An 18,208-nucleotide genomic window follows, 5' to 3' on the forward strand; every position below is an offset into this window, starting at 1 on the left:
GATTTTACTGGAGACATGACATGGCCGATCTTTCCCAAGCTCGCGTATTGATGCTCGCTGCCGATGGTTTCGAGACCGTCGAACTGTTCGAACCGCGCAAAGCGCTTGAGGCGGCGGGCGCGAAAGTGACGCTCGCCTCGATCAAGACCGACCCGATCCAGGGCATGAAGGGCGACATCAACAAGGCCGAGACGGCGACGCCCGACCTGACGCTCGACGAGGTCGATACCGACGATTACGATGCGCTGGTGCTGCCGGGTGGCGTCGCCAATCCCGACACGATGCGTCAAGAAGAGCGCGCGATCGAGATCATCACCGAGTTCATGGAGGACGGCAAGATCATCGCCGCGATCTGCCATGCGCCGTGGTTGCTGGCCGAGGCGGACGTGATCGACGGTCGTCGCGTGACGAGCTTCCCGTCGATCCGCACGGACCTGGAGAATGCGGGCGCGGACGTGGTGGACGAGGAGGTCGTCGTCGACGGCAACCTGATCACGAGCCGCAAGCCGGATGATATTCCTGCGTTCAACAAGGCGATCATCGCCGCGCTGGAGGAAGAACTGGCCGACGAGCCGGTTGACTGATGTGTTCCCCTTCCGCTTGCGGGAGGGGTTAGGGGAGGGGACGGGGTTGCGGCTTTTATCGCAGCCCCTCCCCCGACCCCTCCCGCAGGCGGGAGGGGGGCCTGTTGAGTTTGCGTTGCGCGGGGCGTTCTACCAAGTGGTAGAGCGCGATCGAGGCCAGCAGTACCACGTTGAGGTACAGCGCGATCAACATCGGCGGGACAGCCGCCGCGTTGCTGACGAACAGCAGCTTGAACACCACCCACAGCATGAAATGGCCGAGATACGTGGCATAGCTGATCTCGCCAAGATAGTGGATCGCCCGGCTGGAGAGCGGATTGTGATTTGCCGCGGTTGTGAGCGCCAATACGAGTAGCAGGCAAGCGAACGCAGCCGGGACCATCAGTGTTTCGGGTGCCCCAGTCGCCCAAGCGGCGAGAAGCGCGATGCCTGCGGTCGACGCAGCGATAACGATCGGCCCTTTCCTAACATCCCGCCACCGCAGCCAGAGCGCGCTCACGATCGTACCGGTCGCGAACTCGGTCAGGCATCGCAGCAATCCGTAGCGCGGGATATCGGTACCGAGCGTCGGGGCGGCCGTCGTGAGGTAGAGCAGCACGAGGATCGCCGTTGCGATGACCAGCAAGACCGGGCTGGCTAGCCGCCGCCAGTCGACCGTCGCAATCAGCAGCGGAAACAGCAGATAGGCGCCGAGTTCGGCGCTGATCGACCAACTCGGATCGTTCCAGGCCAGGCGGTCCGTGAATCCCCAGTTCTGCAAGAGCAGTATGTCGAGCGGGAGTCGTGCGAAGGGATAATCGACCGGGTCGGCGCGGCCGGTCGCGACGAACACCAGCGCTAGCGCCACCGCACCCGCCAGCACAACGATGTGCAGCGGCCAGATCCGCGCGATCCGCTTGCGCAGGAACGGGCCGATCCCGGCGACGCCCTGCACACGCAGGCGCTCATGCCAGGTCAGCCAGATCACGAATCCGGACAACAGGAAGAAGAAGTCGACCGCGAGATAGCCCTTGGCGATGATGACGAGCGCCGCCTGCGGAAGCCCGGCGATCGACAGCCTGATGTGGTAGAGGACGACCAGCCAGGCGGCGAGACCGCGCGCGCCGGTCAGCGCCCGAAGCTCGGTCTTCACGCGCAAGTCTTCACAGGGGTGCGGGTCGCGATTGCGGTACGCGGCGCATCGGCCGGAACGTCTGCTCGCTGCGCTTGCGACCGAGATACGTGTCGAGGCCGATCTGCGCACCGATCAGCATGTAGATGAACGGCTGGAACGCGATCGCGATGAACGCAGCGCCCAGCAGATAGACGATATGCGCGCTCTGCAACGCAGCGGCGAGCGGTCCGGCCCAGGCGAGTTCGTCGTCGGGATCGCGGTAGCGGCGACGCAGCACCTCCATCCGGACGATGCCGATAAGGTTGATCGCCAGCCAGAGCGCCAGCCCCGGATAGCCCTGTTCGCCGAGCATCTCGAAATAGGCGCTATGATACGCGCGCGCCTTGTCGACCTCGACCTTAGACCCGCCGGTGATCGCGCCACCCTCGGCGGTCTTCAGGTCGTAGCGGATCCGGTTGCCGAGGAAGGCGTTGAACCCGCCGCCGAACGGATGATCCTTCGCATAGTCGATCGTCCATTTCCACACCGCCAGCCGGGTCGAGGCGGATTCGTCCGCCTGATAGGTCTTGATGGTGTTCATCCGGTTGGTGAAGGTCGACGGGAGGAACGGCACGGCGGCGACCCCGAGCGCGACAATTGCCGCAAGATACAGACCCTTGCGCTTGACCGCGCGCAACGACAGCAGCGCCAGCAGGCCGATGCACAACAGCCCGGTACGGGTCGATGTGCCGACCGGGATCAGCAGGCACGCGAAGACCAGCGCGAGGCAGAATCCCTTCAGTCGCCAGTCGCGCTTGAAGATCGTGCCGTATCCCATGAACCAGAAGATCACCGGTATGATCGCGATCGCGACGGTGCTGATCGTGCTGCCCTCGTACAGGCCGGAATTATTGTCGACCATCAGGTTCAACTGGCCATAGCCGCCGCCGCCGCTGGCGATCGTCTTGATCCCGCCGACGATGATGATCGACGAGGCGGACAGGACCATGAACACGAGCAGCGCCTCGATCCGCAACCGCGTCCGCAGCGTCAGCGGCAGGAACGCGGCGAAGATCAGCGCCTTCCACACCCAGTCCCACTTTTCCAGCGCCTCGACCGGGAAGTCGGCTGCGAGCGTAGTGGCCCAGCAATAGAGCATCAGCACGACGATCAAAACCGACCGCGCGCCGACCCGCGTATCGCGCTTGTCGTCGGCGAGCACCCAGCCGCCGACCGCGAGCGCAACCGCGATCAACGAGATCGGGATGGTGTTGAGCAGCAGGTAGGTGAGGCGCTGCGGCGAGACAATATCGATATAGACGTAGACGAGCACCAGCAGGAACGGCCGCCGGAAGCCCATCCCGAAAAACGCCAGCAGGAACGCGATGAATGCGAGATCACGCACCGGGACGGGTCTTCGTGTCGGGTTTGTCGGGCGTATCGTGTGGGCTCGGCTCGCGATCGAGGTCGGGGCGCTTGAGCAAAAGGAACGCAGCGAGCATCATCAGCCCGTGGCTGAGGCCGAGTGCGAGATTGTCGATCATGATGCGGCCTCCTTTCGGCTACGATACACACATATTGGACCGACAGCTTTAGGTCGGGTCGGTTGACGCGCCGTTAAGCGATGTGGTGGCAAGCGGATAGCACGATGCGTATCCTTCATATCCTCGATCACGGCCTGCCTTTGCAGAGCGGCTATACGTTCCGCACGCGGGCGATCCTCAAGGCGCAGGAGCGGCTGGGGTGGACCGTCGCGGCGGTGACCGGACCGCGTCACGGCGATGCGCCGGCGTCGGTCGAGTCGGTCGACGGGCTGACCTTTCATCGCACGCCGGCGGCGTTGACGTCCGGTCCTATCGGCGAGGTCGCTGGGATCGCCGCGTTTGCCCGGCGCATCGAGGCCGCGGTCGATGCCTTCAAGCCCGACATCCTCCACGCGCATTCGCCGGTGATCGATGCGCTCGCCGCGCTGATCGTCGCGCGCAAGCGGAAATTGCCGCTGGTGTACGAGATCCGTGCGTTCTGGGAGGATGCGGCGGTCGGCAACGGCACGGGGACGGCGACGTCGCTGCGCTACCGGGCGACGCGCGCGCTGGAGACGTGGGCAGTGCGGCGCGCGGATGCGGTCGCGGTGATCTGCGAAGGGCTGCGCGGCGACCTGGTCGCGCGCGGCATCGCGGCGGACAAGATCATCGTGTCGCCCAATGGCGTCGATCTCGACCTTTTCGGGACCGCCCCGCCACGCGACGATGCGCTCGGCGCGGAACTGGGGCTCGATGGCGCGGACGTGATTGGGTTCATCGGCAGCTTCTACGATTACGAGGGACTGGACGACCTGATCGCGGCGATGCCGATGCTGGTGGCGCGGCGTCCGAACGCACGCCTGTTGATGGTCGGCGGTGGCCCGATGGAGGCGGCGTTGCGCGCGCAGGCGGGGGCATCGCCGGTCGCCGACGCGATCCGCTTCATCGGCCGCGTCCCGCACGACGCGGTCGAGCGCTATTACGGGCTGGTCGACATCCTCGCCTATCCACGCAAACGCATGCGGCTGACCGACCTGGTCACGCCGTTGAAACCACTCGAGGCGATGGCGCAGGGGCGGCTGGTCGCGGCGTCGGATGTCGGCGGTCACCGCGAACTGATCCGCGCCGAGGGCAAGGCGAGCGATACCGGCACGCTGTTCGCGCCCGACGATCCCGCCGCGATCGCCGCGGCACTGGGTGCGATGTTCGACGATCGCACCGGTTGGGACGCGCGACGGGCACAGGGGCGTGCCTTCGTGCAGGCGGAGCGTAACTGGTCGTCAAACATTCTACGCTATGCACCTGCCTATCAGCGGCTCGTTTCAGCCGCGGCACGGGAAAATTGATGGTCGCATTCCTCCGCCAACGCCTGATCCGTTCGGTCCCCGTCTACGGCGCGGTTGTCGGCGCGGTGATCGTCGCCGGCGGCGTCTTCCTGTCGCCGACCACTACCCTCGAAGGCCTGGTCTGGACCACCGGGGTTGCGTCGTTGATCCCGGCCGCCGCACCGCCGCTCGGCATGACGGCGCGCCTGTTGCTGGCCTTGGGTGGCGGCATGCTGGCCGCGGCGCTGCTGTGGTCGTCGCTGTTCCTGTTGGTAGGGCCTGGCGGTCTGCTCGTGCGGCGCCCACGTCGCGACGATGATCTGCCGGTGGTCCGTCGCGCCGATGCGCATCCCGACGCGCCGCCGCGCAAACCGATGTCGGCCGCCGATCTCGGCACGCCGATGATGGAGGTCGGCGTCGGCAAGGCGCGTGACGAGCGTGGCATCCCGGTCGATCTCGATCTTCCGCTCGCGGCGTTCGATCCGACGGCGATCCTGCCCACACCGATGGTACCGGCTCGACCGGTGTCGTCGCTGATCCACATCTCGCTGAACGCGACGGAGAGCGTCGCCCTCAACAAAAGGGCGGCAGCCGGCGGCGCCGATCCCGTGGCGATGCTCGAGCCATGGGACGTGCCTGAGGCTAAAGGGCACGCCGAGGCCGAACTGGCGATACCGGAGCCGACCGTCGTCGCGTCGGCAACGGCCCCGGCCGAGCCGACCGCGTCCTCCAACGAGGCGGCGCAGCCGCAAACGATCGAGACCTTGTTGCGCCGCCTAGAGCAAGGCGCCAGCCGTCGGCGGCGGCTCGGCGCGCACTGAGGGCCGGGCGTACCCGATAGGGTCGAAACCGCTTTTTCTATCTGGCAAGCTCTGATACCCAAGCTTCGAAAACATCGAGGAGGGATCATGGCGGCGACTATAGACGAGCTTGCTGACCGATCGGGCGATAGCTCGGGCGTCGTCCCGCCCTCCGAACAGGGCGCATCGCGCTACGCCTGGTATGTGCTGTCGGTCCTGTTCCTGGTCTATGTGCTGAACTTCGTCGACCGGCAGATCATCTCGATCCTGGCGGAGGACATCAAGCGCGACCTGGGGCTGAAGGATCAGGATCTGGGGTTCCTGTACGGCACCGCCTTCGGCGTGTTCTATTCGCTGTTCGGAATCCCGCTTGGGCGGCTGGCGGACAATTGGCACCGCGTCCGGCTGATGACGATCGGGTTGTCGCTGTGGTCGGTGATGACCGCGCTGTCGGGATTTTCGAAGACCGGAGGGCATCTTGCCGCCGCGCGGATCGGCGTCGGGATCGGCGAGGCAACCGCTAGTCCTTCGGCCTATTCGATCATCTCCGATTATTTCCCGAAGCGGCTGCGCGCGACGGCTTTGTCGATCTATTCCGCCGGGTTGTACGTCGGCGGCGGCTGTTCGTTGTTCATTGGCGGGCTGATCGTGCAGGGCTGGAACAAGGCCTATCCGGGCGGCGGACCGCTCGGGCTGGTCGGCTGGCAGGCGGCGTTCATGGCGGTCGGCGTCCCGGGGCTGTTGCTCGCCGTCTGGATCGCGACGTTGAAGGAGCCGATCCGCGGGCTGGTCGAAGGTCTGCCCGAGCCCGACAAGCATCCGGCGCCGTTCCGTGCGTTCGGAGCCGAACTGGTGACGATCGTGCCACCGCTGACCTTGATTGGTGCGGCAATGGGTGGTGCGCGGGCTCTCTGGTACAACCTTGTTGCGCTAGCGCTGGTGGTCGCGGCGGTGTTGGGGCTGGTCGCGGCGGGCGAACCGTGGCCGCAATGGGTGGCGATCGGGATCGGTGTTTACGCGGTGTTCTCATGGGCGTCGGCGCTGAAGCGGCGGGATCCGCCGACCTTTGCGCTGATCGTCGGGACGCCGGCGTTCCTGTGCACGGTGGTGGCGTATGGGCTGAACGCGTTCCTGAGCTATGCCGCGAGTTTCTGGGCGGCGCCCTATGCGTTGCGCGAGCTTGGCGCGACGCCGGCGTCGGCGGGGTTCATGATCGGCAGTCTTGGCGCGACCGCGGGGTTCCTCGGGCTGACGATCGGCGGGGTGGTGTCCGATCGGTTGCGCCAGGGGAATCCGGCGGGGCGGTTGTGGGTGGTGATCTTCGGCGCGGTGGTGCCGGTGCCGTTCTTGATCCTCGCCTTCACCGCGTCGTCGCCGGTCGCGTTTTATGCGGGGATCTTCCTTGCGCAGTTGACCGCATCGTGTGCGCTGGGGGCGGCGGCGGCGACGACGCAAGACATGGTGTTGCCGCGGATGCGGGGCACGGCGACCGCGACGTTCTTTATCGGGACGACGCTGATCGGGTTGGCGCTGGGGCCGTACATGGCGGGGCGGGTGTCGACGCTGACCGGGAGCTTGTCGATCGGGATGCTGTCGTTGCTGGTGGTGACGCCGATCACGCTGGCGTGTGCGGTGGCGGCGTACCGGCTGGCGCCTGGGGCCGAGGCTACGCGGGAGGCTAGGGCTCGGGCGGCGGGGGAGGCGGTTTAACCGCTCCTGTTGACCCTATGCCGGCCACCCTCTTCCGTTCGTGCTGAGCGAAGTCGAATCACCTACGCTTGGGGCATGCCCTTCGACTTCGCTCAGGGCGAACGGGGAGGAGGTAGGTCGGTGCGCGAAAAATGCGCTTCGATACGAGCCCTCGATACGCTTCTTTGAAGTTACTCGGTCTCTACTCAGCACGAACGGGGGCGGGGTGCATTACTCATGCCGTCACCCCGGACTTGTTCCGGGGTCCACTGTGCCGCGAACTCACGGCTTTCGAGTTTGCGGGGCCGTGGATGCCGGAACGAGCCCGGCATGACGGGGACGGGGGCGGGGCTCAAACGAGCGCCCGCCAGCGCTCGTTACCCCCCCCAAATCGTCGTTATCCCGCCTGGAACACACCGCAGGCGATGCGCCCGCCGCTGTTGCCGGCCGGATCGGTCATCAGGTCGTCCGGACCTGCATGCACCACGAAGGCTGAGCCGTCCGTGTCCATCAGGCCCGCCATCGTCGCGCCGGAGATCGTGATGCCGATCGTGCCGCGGCCGTCGGTGCCGATGACGAGGTTGGGCAGGTCGCCCTCGTGCGGTCCCTGTGGGTTCATGCTGCCGTGCTTCATGCCGGTCGGGTTCCAGTGGCCGCCCGCGGTCGTGAAGTCGGGGGCGTCGCAGCGGCCGACCATGTGGATATGGGCGCCGTGCGTGCCGGGGGGCATCGCCTTGGCATCGAGCGTGAAGCGGATGCCGCCCGCGACTTCGGTGGCGGTGGCGCGGCCGACATCGACCCCGTTGGCGTTCTGGAGCGTCGCGATGGCGTGCCGGCCGCCTGCCATCGGCGTGCCCGTGTCCATGCCGGCCTTGTCGCAGGCGCTCAAGCTCATGGTCGCCGCGCCGAGCAATGCCAGTGTCGCAATCCGCATAATGTCTCTCCCTGTTGTGTCTTGGCGAACCCTTCGCCGTGGCTCAGGTTCCGCCCCCGGTATCGAGCGCCCAGCGAGCGACGGGTTCGTACGTCGCGCCGTCGCGGCCGAGATGGCTCTGGTACAGCACGAGATGGGGCAGCGGGAAGGGCGCGCTCGACAGTGCGGCATGCGTCGTCAGCCAGTCCTCGATCGCGAACCCGACACCCGCGGACCGTGCCAGCCGCGCGACGGTAATGTGCGGGAGATAGGCGCGGTGTTCGGGCGGGAGGCCGGCGCGGACGCACGCTTGGTCGACCTTGCGGTGGAGCGCGGCGAGCGCGTCGGGGGGCGTCACGCCGGCCCAGAGCGTATCGGTCCGTCCGCGCTTCTCGAACCGGCCGACTCCGGTGAGGGCGACGCTCGGGACCGGCGCGACGATGTGGCTCAAAGCGACCGCGACGTCCTCCGCGACCGGTCGTTCGACCTCGCCGATGAAGCGGAGCGTCACGTGCAGTTTTTCCTCGTCCTGCCAGCGTGCGGTGGGCACGCCCTCCATTATGTCGAGCAAGCTCTGACGGATAGCGGGTGGCGGGCGGAGGGCGACGAAAAGGCGGATCATGGATTGCGGCAGGTTAACCGCGAACCACCGTGCCGATGCAACCACTCTGCTTGAAAAGCGTCCTGTAAAAGACGATATTCACCGTAACCGGCACCATGCCGGACAAAGGAGCTGATTTCACCATGGCTAATTGGTCTGACCCCCGGCCCCGCGCCGCGCCGTTCGGAACGACGGCCACGGGCCAGCGTACCGAGGCCTATGACGCTGGTCTCCGGTCGTACATGCTGTCCGTGTATAACTACATGGGCTCGGCTGTCCTGCTGACGGGCATCGTCGCGATGCTGTTTGCATGGGGCGGCGCAGAGTCGCCCGCCGCACAGGTGTTCATGAGCGGCGGCATCCTGAAGTACGTCATCATGTTCTCGCCGCTCGCGATCGTGTTCGGCATGAGCTATGGCCAGAACAAGATGTCGACCGGCACGATGCAGATGCTCTTCTGGGGCTTTGCCGTCCTGATGGGCCTGTCGATGTCGACAATCTTCCTGGTCTATAGCGGCACGTCGATCGCGGGTGCGTTCTTCGCCACCGCAGCCGGTTTCGCTGGTCTCAGCCTGTACGGCTACACCACCAAGCGCGACCTGTCGGCGTTCGGGACGTTCCTGATCATCGGCATAGTCGGCCTGCTGGTCGCGAGCCTGATCAACATGTTCCTGCAGTCGGGCGTGATGCAGCTGGTCATCAGCGGCGTCGGCGTGCTGCTGTTCGCGGGCCTCACCGCCTACGACACGCAGCGTACCAAGGCGCTGTATGCGCAGGTCGCTGGCACGGACATGGTCGGCAAGGTCGTCATCATGTCGGCGCTGAGCCTGTACCTCGACTTCATCAACATGTTCATGTTCGTGCTGCGTCTGTTTGGTAGCAGCCGCAACTAACTCCCGCTAAGGTTGTGACGAACGCAGGGCTCGGCGGGACACCGCCGGGCCCTTTTCTTTTGGCCTCGGGACAGGAATGGGACGCGCCATGCGGCTCTCGATCGACGTGCGTCTGGATTACGGGATCACGGGGGATGCCGATGTGCTCCTCCAGATCGAGGCGGCGGCGATGGCCGACCAGACGATCGAATCCGAGTCCCTTACCTTGTGGTCGGATAGCCCGATCCGGGCGGTGCGCGGCGAGGACGGGATCGGCCAGCGCTGCTGGTCGCGCGGGCATGGCCGGTTCACGGCCGAGTATAAGGCCATCGTCGCGGTAAAGCGCGAGCGGGTGCAGCTCGAGCTGTATCCGGCGACGCCGCCGCGGATGCTCGATGGTGAGCTGACGCCGTATCTGATGCCGAGCCGTTATTGTCCGTCGGACCGTTTCGAGGGCTTCGTCGCGCGCGAGTTCGGCGGGCTGGAAGGCGGTCCGCTGGCGGCGGCGCTGACCGAGTGGGTGTACCAGTCACTCGACTATCGCTGTGGATCGAGCAGCGGAGAGACGACGGCGCTCGATACGTTTGCGTCGCGCTCGGGCGTGTGTCGCGATTATTCGCATCTGCTGGTGTCGCTCGCGCGGGCGGGTGGGATCCCGGCGCGGTGCGTGTCGGCCTATGCGCCGGGGGTCGATCCGCCCGACTTCCATGCGGTGGCGGAACTGTGGCTGGCGGGGGACTGGCGGCTGATCGACGCGACCAGGATGGCGACGTGCAGCGACATCGCGCGGGTCTGCGTCGGACGCGATGCGACCGATATCGCGTTCATGACGGTATTTGGTCAGGCTTATCTCTGGGAGCAGACGGTAAAGGTGACGCCGCTCGATTGAGCCGGCCCGCGGAGCCCTTCGCCGGGAAACAAACTTCGCTTCGTCCGTTGGTCATCGCCAAGATTAAAAAGGGACGTCGCAATGACCGACATAGACAAGAGCGCGCTGGATAGCCTGTCCGTAGCGCCCGACGACAAGGATGCCGAGGGCAAGAGTTCGGGTCGCGATCCGCGCCAGGAGGCAGGCCAGGACAAGTCGATCGGCAAGCGCCTGCAGAAGAATCCCGACAGCGCCGACGCGCGTCTCGACAACGGGCTCGACGAGTCGATGGACGGCAGCGATCCGATTTCGGCGACGCAGCCGGGGTCGGGCAGCGAGCCCGCGAAGTCGTCGGGCTATGACGAGGATGCCGAGCGGGCGCTGCGCGAAAAGCAGGCGTAGCTCTCGCATCTGCTCAACGAACGGGCGTCGGTCGGCAACGACCGGCGCTTTTTTGTTGCCCAAACGCCTCGCAAGACGATCAAATCGCTTAGTTTCGTTCGGTTCATCGCAGCCTTGTTGCAGCGCAACAGCTTTCATGGTCGCTTGGCGTTACGGAAAGATGACGCGCGATAGGAACGTTGTTAACCATCCGAGCGCATAGTCTGCCGGTTCCTTGACGAGAGCGGGGTGACGACATGGCTTCCAGAATGAAACCGGCACAGGGATCGATGACGCTGGCCGAGATGAAGGAATTTGCGGCTTTTCCGAGCGCTGCGCAGCGTTACATCCGACGGTCTCTGGATGTCGGGCTGGACCGCGACGACGCGACCGAGCGGTGGTCGCGCGATGTCGTCGAGGCGGCAAGCATCCGTGCCCAGGCGAGGCTCTACAATGCGCTGCCCGATCTTCGCGTCATGGTGCCCGACGACAGCGGTCTCGACGCGATCGAGCCGTTCCTCGCGCCGCTGATGACCCTCGTCGCGTTCGATCTGGGCCAGGGGCGGTTGACCAGCTTTTCCGCATTGCGCTTCCTGTACGAGCGGCTGATCGGGGCGGAGGTCCGGCCATGGCTGCCGTCCGCCTTCTGCGCCGCGGCTGCGCTGCCGCATCTGCATCCCGAACTCCGGCGAAAATTGCTCCAGTCGATCAGCGAAGCCGCGGCGACCGCGTCGGGCTGGTCGAACCGTCAACCGGCGTTCTTTCCCTATTGGGTGGAGAAGGTCGATTCGGGGACGACGCTGGCGAACTGATCGAAGGCCTAACGACACGCACGCCAGCCGATCGATCCGCGTTCGGCCTGGTCGAGGTGGAGATGGTCGGCATGAGCGGCGTTGTAATCGGGGGACAATGTCGTCGCGAACAGCGTGCATGCGCCGTCGCGCACGTCGTGGAGAAACGCCGCTTTCGCCGTGTCGCCCCGCCAGTCGCGCGCGATCGTGATCCGCGTGCCGTTGCTGAGCCGAAACCCCGCGATGTCGACGGCGTCCGCGGTCGAATGCTCGCTCCAGCCGGTCGGGCCGCTGCCCGCGACGCGGCGGCAACTATAGCTGCCGAGATGATCGATCTGTGCCACTCGGGCGCCGAAATGCCGCTGGGCAGATGGCTGCACGACATTCCACTCCCACATCGCCAGCGCCGCCGCGACCGGGCAGGATAGGCGCAATCCCGCCGGGCTGAACGCGATCCGCCGAACCTTGCCATCTGCCGTGCGGGGATCTTCGACCAGGCGAACCCCATCGGCATAGCCGCATCGATCCCCGTCCCGACGGGGCGGCAGGACCGCATAGGACACGCCGGCCTGGTCGAGCAGCGCCCGGCATGCTGGAAAATCCCGGGTCAGCGCCGTCAGCTTGCGGCCGGTGAACGCGCCGATCGGTTGGCCGAGATCGAGCGGAGTCCACGGCAGGTCCTGCGGTCGCCCCCGCAGGTTGGCCCACAGCACGAGGCAGAGCGCGACCAGCAATGCGAGCCCCGTAAGCCCGCCGATCGTACGACGAAGCGCGCGCAAGCGATCAGCCGCGGACCGCGTCGCTGAGCCGCTCCACGGTCACGGGATAGCCGAGATCGTCGGGAATGCAGAGACGATCGACGCCGTCGCGCGTCTCGATCCACGGCGTGATCGTGCGAACCGGGTGACTCCGCGCGTGCGCGATTGCCGTCTCGACATCGGCGAATTGCGCCAGCCGTTCGAGATTGCGACGGGTCGGGAAGATGATCGTGGCCCGGCCTGCATCGGCATCCGCCAACACGTCGGCGGCGGTGGACCAAAACAGGCGGACGTTCTCCGTTGCGTCGACGCGGGGTGCGGGCGCACCGGCGGGCAGGCGGGCCAGATAGAAGCGCGTGTCGAAGATCCGCACGGCGGCGTGTGCGGGTAGCCATCGCGCGAAATACTCGAGCGCATCGACGTCGACCTGCGTTCCCGCCTCGGCCAGCACCTGCGCGAAGGGGAACCCCGCGTGCAAGGCGGCCCTGAGCGTCGCGAGCGTCGCTGCCGATGGTGCCGGCGACAGGCCGATCGCCAGTCCGACTTCCTCGATCGTCTCGCGGATCGCGGCGATCCGCGCGGCGGTATCGGCGTCGGGACGCCCCAGCAACGCCGCCAGCGCATGATCGCCGGGATCGACCCGACCGCCCGGAAACACGAGCGCGCCGCCGGCGAACGCCATCGCCTTCGCGCGCTCGACCATCAAGATCTGGGGTGGCCCGACCGATGCTTCGCGGCACACGATCAACGTCGCTGCAGGGATCGGGGGCGTCGGGTCTGAGTCGGGCATGGCCCGCGATACCTCGCGAACGGCCGGTCCGGTAGCGTATGCGCGAAGTCTGCCGATTAGTCTCGATCGGCGGGGTTCAGGACACCGAAGGCTCGAATGTCTGTAAATTTCGGGAGGATGTCCGTTCAGCCTGGGGCGCCTATAGCGTTATCGGAGCACACGAGGCGGTTCGGCCGAACTTTGATCCAGAGACACAGCGGGCGTCACGCGAACGAGAAAGTGACGGTCATTCTCTGGCATACAATCTGTCTTCGGTTTCGGTCATCGAGGGCGAAGTGCCGCGGTGCTTTTCCTCACCACGAGTTCGTGATGGAGCGTGACTTGCTGCGGGGGGCCGTCGACGCCGCGCAGAATGTCGACGAGCAGTTCGACCGTGCGACGCCCGATCATGCCCTTGGGCTGGGCGATGGTGGTCAGCGGCGGCTGGAAGTAGCGCGCGAGCGGCAGGTCGTCGAAGCCGATCACCGAGATGTTGGCGGGGCATGAGAGCCCCGCATCGCCAATCGCGCTGAGCGCGCCCATCGCCATTTCGTCGCTAAAGCAGAATAGCGCGGTGACGTCGTGTGCGAGCAGGTCGCGGGTGTGATCGACCGCGGATCCCGCGGAATAGTCGCCGATGCTGATGTGCAGGCTGTCGCGCAGGCCGGCGCGGGTCGCGGCGACGATCGCGCCGGCGAGGCGGTCGCGGCTGATCGGGCTTATCTCGGGGCCAGTGATGACGCCGATGGTGCGGTGACCGAGATCGATCAAATGGTTGATCGCATCGGCGCTCGCCGCGGCGTTGTCGATGTGGACGCTGGGGACGCCCAGGTCCGGGCTGTATTCGCAGCCGTTGACGACCGGCGCAGCGGTCCCCTTGCGCGCCAGCAGCGGGGCAAGGCTGGCGGGCAGGCGGTGGCCGAGGAAGATCAGCCCGTCGACTTCGCGGCGCGAGAGCATATCGGCGTACTGATCCTCGACGTCTGGATCGTGCCGCGTGTCGCCGACGACGACCGAATACCCCGCGTCCCGCGCGGCCTCTTCGGCGCCGCGGATGACGCTGGCGAAGAAAGCGTTCGAGATGTCGGGGACGGTCAGCAGGATCTTCGCCGCGCGCAACGTCCGCAGGCTGCGCGCGGCGACATTGGGCGCGTACCCCGACTCGCGGACGACCGCGAGCACCCGCCGCCGCGTTTCCTCGGACACCTGTTCGGGGCGGCTCAGCACGCGCGACACGGTGGCGGTGGAGACGCCCGCGAGTGCGGCCACTTCGATGATCGTCGGCATCGGCTCGTCATGGATCCGGTTGGGGGCAGTGTCGATATATATCCGATGTAATCCTTTACATTCGTTTCGCGTCTTCGTAGCCTCGTGTCCGACAAGCAGGAAAACTGCGATCGGAGAGGTGGCGAATGGCCGTGACGAACGATGGATTTCAGGCCGCGCCCGCCGTCGGTGGGATGCTGACCGGCCGCCTGAGCGTGATGATGTTCCTGCAGTTCTTCGTCTGGGGCGCCTGGACCGTCACGCTCGGCCTCGTCATGCAGACCGTCGGCATCGGCAACCTCATCGGCAACGCGTTTTCGGTCGGGCCGATTGCGTCGATCGTCGGGTCGTTCCTGCTCGGCATGGCGGCAGCGCGCTATGTCAGCCCGCGGATGCTGATGGTCATCCTGCACCTGGTCGGCGGCGTGCTGTTGTTCGTTCTGCCGTCGCTGGTCACGCCGGAAAATGGCGGCACCTTCGTCTGGCTGCTACTCTGCTACATGATCCTCTACATGCCGACGGTCGGCGTCGCCAACACGATCGCGCTGAAGAGCTTTGGCGAGCGGACCGACAAGTTCCCGTTCGTCCGTGCGTTCGGTACGCTCGGCTGGATCACCGCGGGGCTAATCATCGGCTGGGCAGGGCTGTCCGCTAGCCCCGAAATCTTCCGCGTCGCGGCGGTCGTCTCGATCGCGCTGGGGCTCTACAGCTTCACGCTGCCGAACGTGACGGCGGATGCACCGCGCGACGAGAGCGTGCTCCGCCAGGTGTTCTGCATCGAGGCGTTCGGGTTGCTCAAGCAGCGCTCGTTCCTGATCTTCATGACCTGCGCGACGCTGATATCCGTCCCGCTGGCGATGTATTACGCCTATGCCTCACCCTATGTCGGCGCGACCGGCATCAGCAACGTCGGCGGCACGCTCGCGATCGGGCAGATGTCCGAACTCGTCTTCATGTTCTCGATGCCGTGGCTGTACCGCCGGTTCGGCGTGAAGCCGCTGCTGCTGGTCGGGATGGCGGCATGGGCCCTGCGCTATGCTTTGTTCGCGATCGGCGATGGCGGATCGTCATTGTGGGCGGTGTATCTCGGCGTCGCGCTGCACGGCGTGTGCTATGATTTCTTCTTCGTCGCCGGCGCGATCTACACCGGCACGATCGCCACGCCGAAGGGGGTGAACGCGCAGGCGCAGGGTATGCTGACGCTGTTCACCTACGGCGTCGGCATGCTGCTCGGCTCGCAGATCGGCGCGCTGCTGTACGCGCAGCTGCCCGCATCGCCGACCATCGCCGACTGGCAGCATATGTGGTGGTATCCCGCGATCGCCGCGGCCGTGATCGCGCTGCTGTTCCAGTTCACGTTCCGCGACGACACCAGAAAGAGTGCAGCATGACCGGCATGAAGGGCCCCGGAATATTCCTCGCCCAGTTCCTTGGCGACGAAGCGCCGTTCGACACGCTCGACGGTCTGGCGGAATGGGCGGCGGGGCTTGGCTATGTCGGCGTCCAGATCCCCTGCAACGCCCAACTGATCGACCTGAAGCTTGCCGCCGAGAGCAAGACCTATTGCGACGACCTTCGCGGGACGCTCGCCGAGCACGGCATCGAAGTCACCGAATTGTCCACGCATCTGCAAGGCCAGCTGGTCGCGGTCCATCCGGCGTACGACACGCTGTTCGACGGCTTCGCGCCCCCCGAAGTCCACGGCAAACCTGCCGAGCGCCAGCTCTGGGCGGTCGAGCAGGTGAAACTGGCGGCGAAGGCGAGCGCCAACCTTGGCCTGTCCGCGCATGCGACGTTCTCGGGCGCTCTGGCATGGCCGTACGTGTATCCGTGGCCGCAACGTCCCGCTGGACTGATCGAGGAAGCGTTCGCCGAACTCGCGCGGCGCTGGACTCCGATCCTTGACGTGTTCGAAGAGGTCGGCGTCGATTGCGCGTTCGAGGTGCATCCGGGCGAGGACGTTCATGACGGCGCGACGTGGGAGCGGTTCCTGGCGGCCGTCGACAACCATCCTCGTGCGCGCCTGCTGTTCGATCCGTCGCATTTCGTGCTGCAGCAACTCGACTATCTCGACTTCATCGACCGCTATCACGATCGGATTTCGTGCTTCCACGTCAAGGATGCCGAGTTCAACCCGAACGGTCGCACCGGCGTCTATGGCGGCTACGAGAACTGGGTCGATCGCGCTGGCCGCTTCCGCTCGCTCGGCGACGGGCAAGTCGATTTCTCCGACATCTTCAGCAAGATGGCGCAATATGGCTATGACGGCTGGGCGGTGCTCGAATGGGAGTGCGCGCTGAAACGGTCCGATGACGGAGCCCGCGAGGGTGCGCCGTTCATCCGCGACCACATCATCCGCCTGACCGAGCGCCCGTTCGACGACTTCGCCGCTAGCGGCATCGATCGCGCCGCGATCCGCAAGCTGCTCGGGCTGTCCGAGGGGCAGGCATGAGCCGGCTTCGTCTCGGCATGGCCGGCGGCGGGGAGGGGGCCTTTATCGGCGCCGTCCACCGGATGGCGGCGGCGCTCGACGGCGACTGGGATCTGGTGGCGGGTGCGTTCAGCACCGATGGGGGGCGCAACACGCGCACCGGCGCGCTGCTCGGTCTGGATCCGCAGCGGGTCTACCCGACGATCGATGCACTGATCGCGCACGAAAGTACGCTGCCCGCGGACCAGCGCATCGAAGCGCTCGCGGTCGTCACGCCGAACCACCTCCACGCGCCGATGGCGATCGCCGCGCTGGAGGCCGGCTTCCACGTCTTCTGCGAAAAGCCGATGGCGATGAGCGTCGTCGAGGCCGAAGCGATCGCCGCCGCCGCCAAGGCCAGCGGCCGCCACTTCGCGCTGGCGTTCACCTATAGCGGCTTCCCGATGATCGAAGAGGCGCGCGCGCGGGTCGAACGCGGCGATTTCGGTGCGATCCGGCTGGTCCAGGTCGAATATCTGCAAGGCTGGCTCAGCCAATCTATCGACACCGACGGCAACAAGCAGGCCGAATGGCGGACCGATCCCGCCCGCGCGGGACTCGGCGGCTGTCTCGGCGACATCGGCACGCACGCGTTCCAGCTTGCCGAGCATGTCTCCGGCCTGTCGGTACACTCGGTTTCCGCAGACCTTACGACGCACGTCGAAGGCCGCCGCCTCGACGACGACGTCAGCGCGCTGCTCCGCTTCGAGGGAGGTGCCCGCGGCACGCTCAAGGCGAGCCAGATCGCGGCGGGCGAGGAGAACGGGCTCAGGCTCAGGATCCACGGCGAACGCGGCGGCCTCGAATGGTCGCAGATGGAGCCGAACACGCTGACGCTGCGCTGGCTCGACCGCCCCGCCGAGATCGTGCGGACCGGCGGTCCGGGCATGCTCGACGCGACCGCTCCGCTCGTACGTACACCCGCGGGTCATCCCGAGGGCTATATCGAGGCGTTCGCCAACCTGTACCGCGCGTTCGCCTCGGCAATCCGCGGCGATGGCAAAGGCTGGTTTCCGGGCGTGACCGATGGCCTGCGCACGATGCGCTTCATCGAGGCGGTGATCGCCAACGCCGGCGCGGACCGCAAATGGACTTCAATAAATCCGGGAGAGAATGAATGAAGCTGCTCATGGCTCTGGTCGCAGGAAGTATCGCGGCAGTTGCTGCGGTCACGGTCTCCGCGCCGACCACCGCACAGTCTACCGCGACCTCGCCGCCCGCCTTCGCCGCCTGTCGCGCCTGCCACACCGTCGTGAAGGGTGGCCGCAACGGCATCGGTCCGAACCTGTACGGCGTGGTCGGCCGAGCCGCCGCCGCGACGCCAGGCTTCAACTACTCGCCTGCGCTGAAGGCATCGAAGCTGCGCTGGGACGAGAAGACGTTCAACGAATACCTCGCCGCGCCGCAGAAGAAGGTGCCGGGCACGCGCATGCCGATCGCCACCCCCGATCCGGCCAAGCGCGCGGCGATCATCGCGTATCTCAAGGCCGAGGGGTCGAAATGAT

General features: G+C 66.2%; 20 protein-coding genes. 12 read left to right on the forward strand and 8 right to left on the reverse strand.

The window, feature by feature from the left end:
* Positions 1-20 precede the first annotated feature (20 nt).
* Entirely contained in the window at positions 21-584 is a 564-nt protein-coding gene (locus tag ASF09_RS13815; RefSeq protein WP_060526712.1) for a type 1 glutamine amidotransferase domain-containing protein, read from the forward strand.
* Positions 585-639: 55 nt separating this feature from the next.
* On the opposite strand, the gene ASF09_RS13820 is transcribed toward ASF09_RS13815, so the two are convergent.
* Genes ASF09_RS13820 through ASF09_RS20740 form a run of 3 tightly spaced genes read right to left on the reverse strand, consistent with a single transcriptional unit; the run spans position 640 to position 3,221 of the window.
* On the reverse strand, positions 640-1,716 hold the full coding sequence (locus tag ASF09_RS13820; protein ID WP_327196584.1) for an acyltransferase family protein: 1,077 nt from the start codon (positions 1,714-1,716) through the stop codon (positions 640-642).
* Positions 1,717-1,726: 10 nt separating this feature from the next.
* Positions 1,727-3,082, reverse strand: coding sequence for a putative O-glycosylation ligase, exosortase A system-associated (locus ASF09_RS13825; protein WP_060526714.1), 1,356 nt, complete (start codon positions 3,080-3,082; stop codon positions 1,727-1,729).
* Complete coding sequence (locus ASF09_RS20740) at positions 3,075-3,221, reverse strand: hypothetical protein (RefSeq protein WP_183128742.1); 147 nt, start codon at positions 3,219-3,221, stop codon at positions 3,075-3,077. Before ASF09_RS20740 ends, ASF09_RS13825 begins: the two co-directional genes overlap by 8 nt.
* 104 nt (positions 3,222-3,325) lie before the next feature.
* On the opposite strand from ASF09_RS20740, the gene ASF09_RS13830 reads away from it, so the two are divergent.
* From ASF09_RS13830 to ASF09_RS13840, 3 genes are all read left to right on the forward strand, one after another.
* Positions 3,326-4,546 (forward strand): TIGR04063 family PEP-CTERM/XrtA system glycosyltransferase, encoded by a 1,221-nt coding sequence (locus ASF09_RS13830; protein WP_060526715.1) that lies wholly within the window; start codon positions 3,326-3,328, stop codon positions 4,544-4,546.
* Positions 4,546-5,346 (forward strand): hypothetical protein, encoded by an 801-nt coding sequence (locus ASF09_RS13835; protein ID WP_060526716.1) that lies wholly within the window; start codon positions 4,546-4,548, stop codon positions 5,344-5,346. The genes ASF09_RS13830 and ASF09_RS13835 overlap by 1 nt, the downstream gene beginning before the upstream one ends.
* Positions 5,347-5,433: 87 nt before the next feature.
* A complete protein-coding gene (locus tag ASF09_RS13840) occupies positions 5,434-7,035 on the forward strand; it encodes a spinster family MFS transporter (RefSeq protein ID WP_060526717.1) in 1,602 nt (533 codons plus the stop codon).
* A 376-nt stretch (positions 7,036-7,411) separates the two neighbouring features.
* Here ASF09_RS13840 and ASF09_RS13845 read toward each other — a convergent pair whose 3' ends face one another.
* Complete coding sequence (locus ASF09_RS13845; protein ID WP_060526718.1) at positions 7,412-7,948, reverse strand: superoxide dismutase family protein; 537 nt, start codon at positions 7,946-7,948, stop codon at positions 7,412-7,414.
* A 43-nt stretch (positions 7,949-7,991) separates the two neighbouring features.
* Positions 7,992-8,549, reverse strand: coding sequence for an RNA 2',3'-cyclic phosphodiesterase (thpR, locus tag ASF09_RS13850; RefSeq protein ID WP_060526719.1), 558 nt, complete (start codon positions 8,547-8,549; stop codon positions 7,992-7,994).
* A gap of 122 nt (positions 8,550-8,671) precedes the next feature.
* Between thpR and ASF09_RS13855 the strand changes: the two genes are divergently transcribed.
* The 4 genes from ASF09_RS13855 to ASF09_RS13870 all read left to right on the forward strand — a co-directional run bounded on the left by ASF09_RS13855 (position 8,672) and on the right by ASF09_RS13870 (position 11,461).
* Entirely contained in the window at positions 8,672-9,421 is a 750-nt protein-coding gene (locus ASF09_RS13855) for a Bax inhibitor-1/YccA family protein (RefSeq protein WP_060526720.1), read from the forward strand.
* An 88-nt stretch (positions 9,422-9,509) separates the two neighbouring features.
* Positions 9,510-10,289: a transglutaminase-like domain-containing protein gene (locus tag ASF09_RS13860; protein WP_060526721.1), complete on the forward strand. Its 780-nt coding sequence runs from the start codon at positions 9,510-9,512 to the stop codon at positions 10,287-10,289.
* An 81-nt stretch (positions 10,290-10,370) separates the two neighbouring features.
* On the forward strand, positions 10,371-10,670 hold the full coding sequence (locus ASF09_RS13865) for a hypothetical protein (RefSeq protein ID WP_060526722.1): 300 nt from the start codon (positions 10,371-10,373) through the stop codon (positions 10,668-10,670).
* A gap of 236 nt (positions 10,671-10,906) precedes the next feature.
* Positions 10,907-11,461, forward strand: coding sequence for a hypothetical protein (locus ASF09_RS13870; RefSeq protein ID WP_056051270.1), 555 nt, complete (start codon positions 10,907-10,909; stop codon positions 11,459-11,461).
* Positions 11,462-11,469: 8 nt separating this feature from the next.
* On the opposite strand, the gene ASF09_RS13875 is transcribed toward ASF09_RS13870, so the two are convergent.
* From ASF09_RS13875 to ASF09_RS13885, 3 genes are all read right to left on the reverse strand, one after another.
* A complete protein-coding gene (locus tag ASF09_RS13875; RefSeq protein ID WP_060526723.1) occupies positions 11,470-12,219 on the reverse strand; it encodes an extensin-like domain-containing protein in 750 nt (249 codons plus the stop codon).
* 4 nt (positions 12,220-12,223) lie between these two features.
* Positions 12,224-12,988, reverse strand: coding sequence for an NUDIX hydrolase (locus tag ASF09_RS13880; RefSeq protein ID WP_060526724.1), 765 nt, complete (start codon positions 12,986-12,988; stop codon positions 12,224-12,226).
* Between the two features lie 261 nt (positions 12,989-13,249).
* Positions 13,250-14,254 carry a LacI family DNA-binding transcriptional regulator gene (locus ASF09_RS13885; RefSeq protein WP_060526725.1) on the reverse strand — a complete coding sequence of 335 codons (1,005 nt, stop codon included), beginning with the start codon at positions 14,252-14,254 and terminating at the stop codon, positions 13,250-13,252.
* A gap of 125 nt (positions 14,255-14,379) precedes the next feature.
* Here ASF09_RS13885 and ASF09_RS13890 point away from each other — a divergent pair, with 125 nt between their 5' ends.
* Genes ASF09_RS13890 through ASF09_RS13905 form a run of 4 tightly spaced genes read left to right on the forward strand, consistent with a single transcriptional unit; the run spans position 14,380 to position 18,207 of the window.
* Positions 14,380-15,624 carry an MFS transporter gene (locus tag ASF09_RS13890; protein ID WP_060526726.1) on the forward strand — a complete coding sequence of 415 codons (1,245 nt, stop codon included), beginning with the start codon at positions 14,380-14,382 and terminating at the stop codon, positions 15,622-15,624.
* Positions 15,621-16,685: a sugar phosphate isomerase/epimerase family protein gene (locus ASF09_RS13895; protein WP_060526727.1), complete on the forward strand. Its 1,065-nt coding sequence runs from the start codon at positions 15,621-15,623 to the stop codon at positions 16,683-16,685. The genes ASF09_RS13890 and ASF09_RS13895 overlap by 4 nt, the downstream gene beginning before the upstream one ends.
* Positions 16,682-17,824 (forward strand): Gfo/Idh/MocA family protein, encoded by a 1,143-nt coding sequence (locus tag ASF09_RS13900; RefSeq protein WP_060526728.1) that lies wholly within the window; start codon positions 16,682-16,684, stop codon positions 17,822-17,824. Before ASF09_RS13895 ends, ASF09_RS13900 begins: the two co-directional genes overlap by 4 nt.
* On the forward strand, positions 17,821-18,207 hold the full coding sequence (locus tag ASF09_RS13905) for a c-type cytochrome (protein ID WP_156359368.1): 387 nt from the start codon (positions 17,821-17,823) through the stop codon (positions 18,205-18,207). The genes ASF09_RS13900 and ASF09_RS13905 overlap by 4 nt, the downstream gene beginning before the upstream one ends.
* Position 18,208: the final 1 nt, after the last annotated feature.

This window comes from Sphingomonas sp. Leaf242 (assembly GCF_001422045.1).
Lineage (GTDB): Bacteria > Pseudomonadota > Alphaproteobacteria > Sphingomonadales > Sphingomonadaceae > Sphingomonas.

Coding starts and splice junctions, on each gene's coding strand:
- ASF09_RS13815 (WP_060526712.1), top strand. CDS start 21: ATGGCCGATCTTTCCCAAGCTCGCGTATTGATGCTCGCTGCCGATGGT.
- ASF09_RS20740 (WP_183128742.1), bottom strand. CDS start 3,221: ATGATCGACAATCTCGCACTCGGCCTCAGCCACGGGCTGATGATGCTC.
- ASF09_RS13830 (WP_060526715.1), top strand. CDS start 3,326: ATGCGTATCCTTCATATCCTCGATCACGGCCTGCCTTTGCAGAGCGGC.
- ASF09_RS13835 (WP_060526716.1), top strand. CDS start 4,546: ATGGTCGCATTCCTCCGCCAACGCCTGATCCGTTCGGTCCCCGTCTAC.
- ASF09_RS13840 (WP_060526717.1), top strand. CDS start 5,434: ATGGCGGCGACTATAGACGAGCTTGCTGACCGATCGGGCGATAGCTCG.
- ASF09_RS13845 (WP_060526718.1), bottom strand. CDS start 7,948: ATGCGGATTGCGACACTGGCATTGCTCGGCGCGGCGACCATGAGCTTG.
- thpR (WP_060526719.1), bottom strand. CDS start 8,549: ATGATCCGCCTTTTCGTCGCCCTCCGCCCGCCACCCGCTATCCGTCAG.
- ASF09_RS13855 (WP_060526720.1), top strand. CDS start 8,672: ATGGCTAATTGGTCTGACCCCCGGCCCCGCGCCGCGCCGTTCGGAACG.
- ASF09_RS13860 (WP_060526721.1), top strand. CDS start 9,510: ATGCGGCTCTCGATCGACGTGCGTCTGGATTACGGGATCACGGGGGAT.
- ASF09_RS13865 (WP_060526722.1), top strand. CDS start 10,371: ATGACCGACATAGACAAGAGCGCGCTGGATAGCCTGTCCGTAGCGCCC.
- ASF09_RS13870 (WP_056051270.1), top strand. CDS start 10,907: ATGGCTTCCAGAATGAAACCGGCACAGGGATCGATGACGCTGGCCGAG.
- ASF09_RS13880 (WP_060526724.1), bottom strand. CDS start 12,988: ATGCCCGACTCAGACCCGACGCCCCCGATCCCTGCAGCGACGTTGATC.
- ASF09_RS13885 (WP_060526725.1), bottom strand. CDS start 14,254: ATGCCGACGATCATCGAAGTGGCCGCACTCGCGGGCGTCTCCACCGCC.
- ASF09_RS13890 (WP_060526726.1), top strand. CDS start 14,380: ATGGCCGTGACGAACGATGGATTTCAGGCCGCGCCCGCCGTCGGTGGG.
- ASF09_RS13895 (WP_060526727.1), top strand. CDS start 15,621: ATGACCGGCATGAAGGGCCCCGGAATATTCCTCGCCCAGTTCCTTGGC.
- ASF09_RS13900 (WP_060526728.1), top strand. CDS start 16,682: ATGAGCCGGCTTCGTCTCGGCATGGCCGGCGGCGGGGAGGGGGCCTTT.
- ASF09_RS13905 (WP_156359368.1), top strand. CDS start 17,821: ATGAAGCTGCTCATGGCTCTGGTCGCAGGAAGTATCGCGGCAGTTGCT.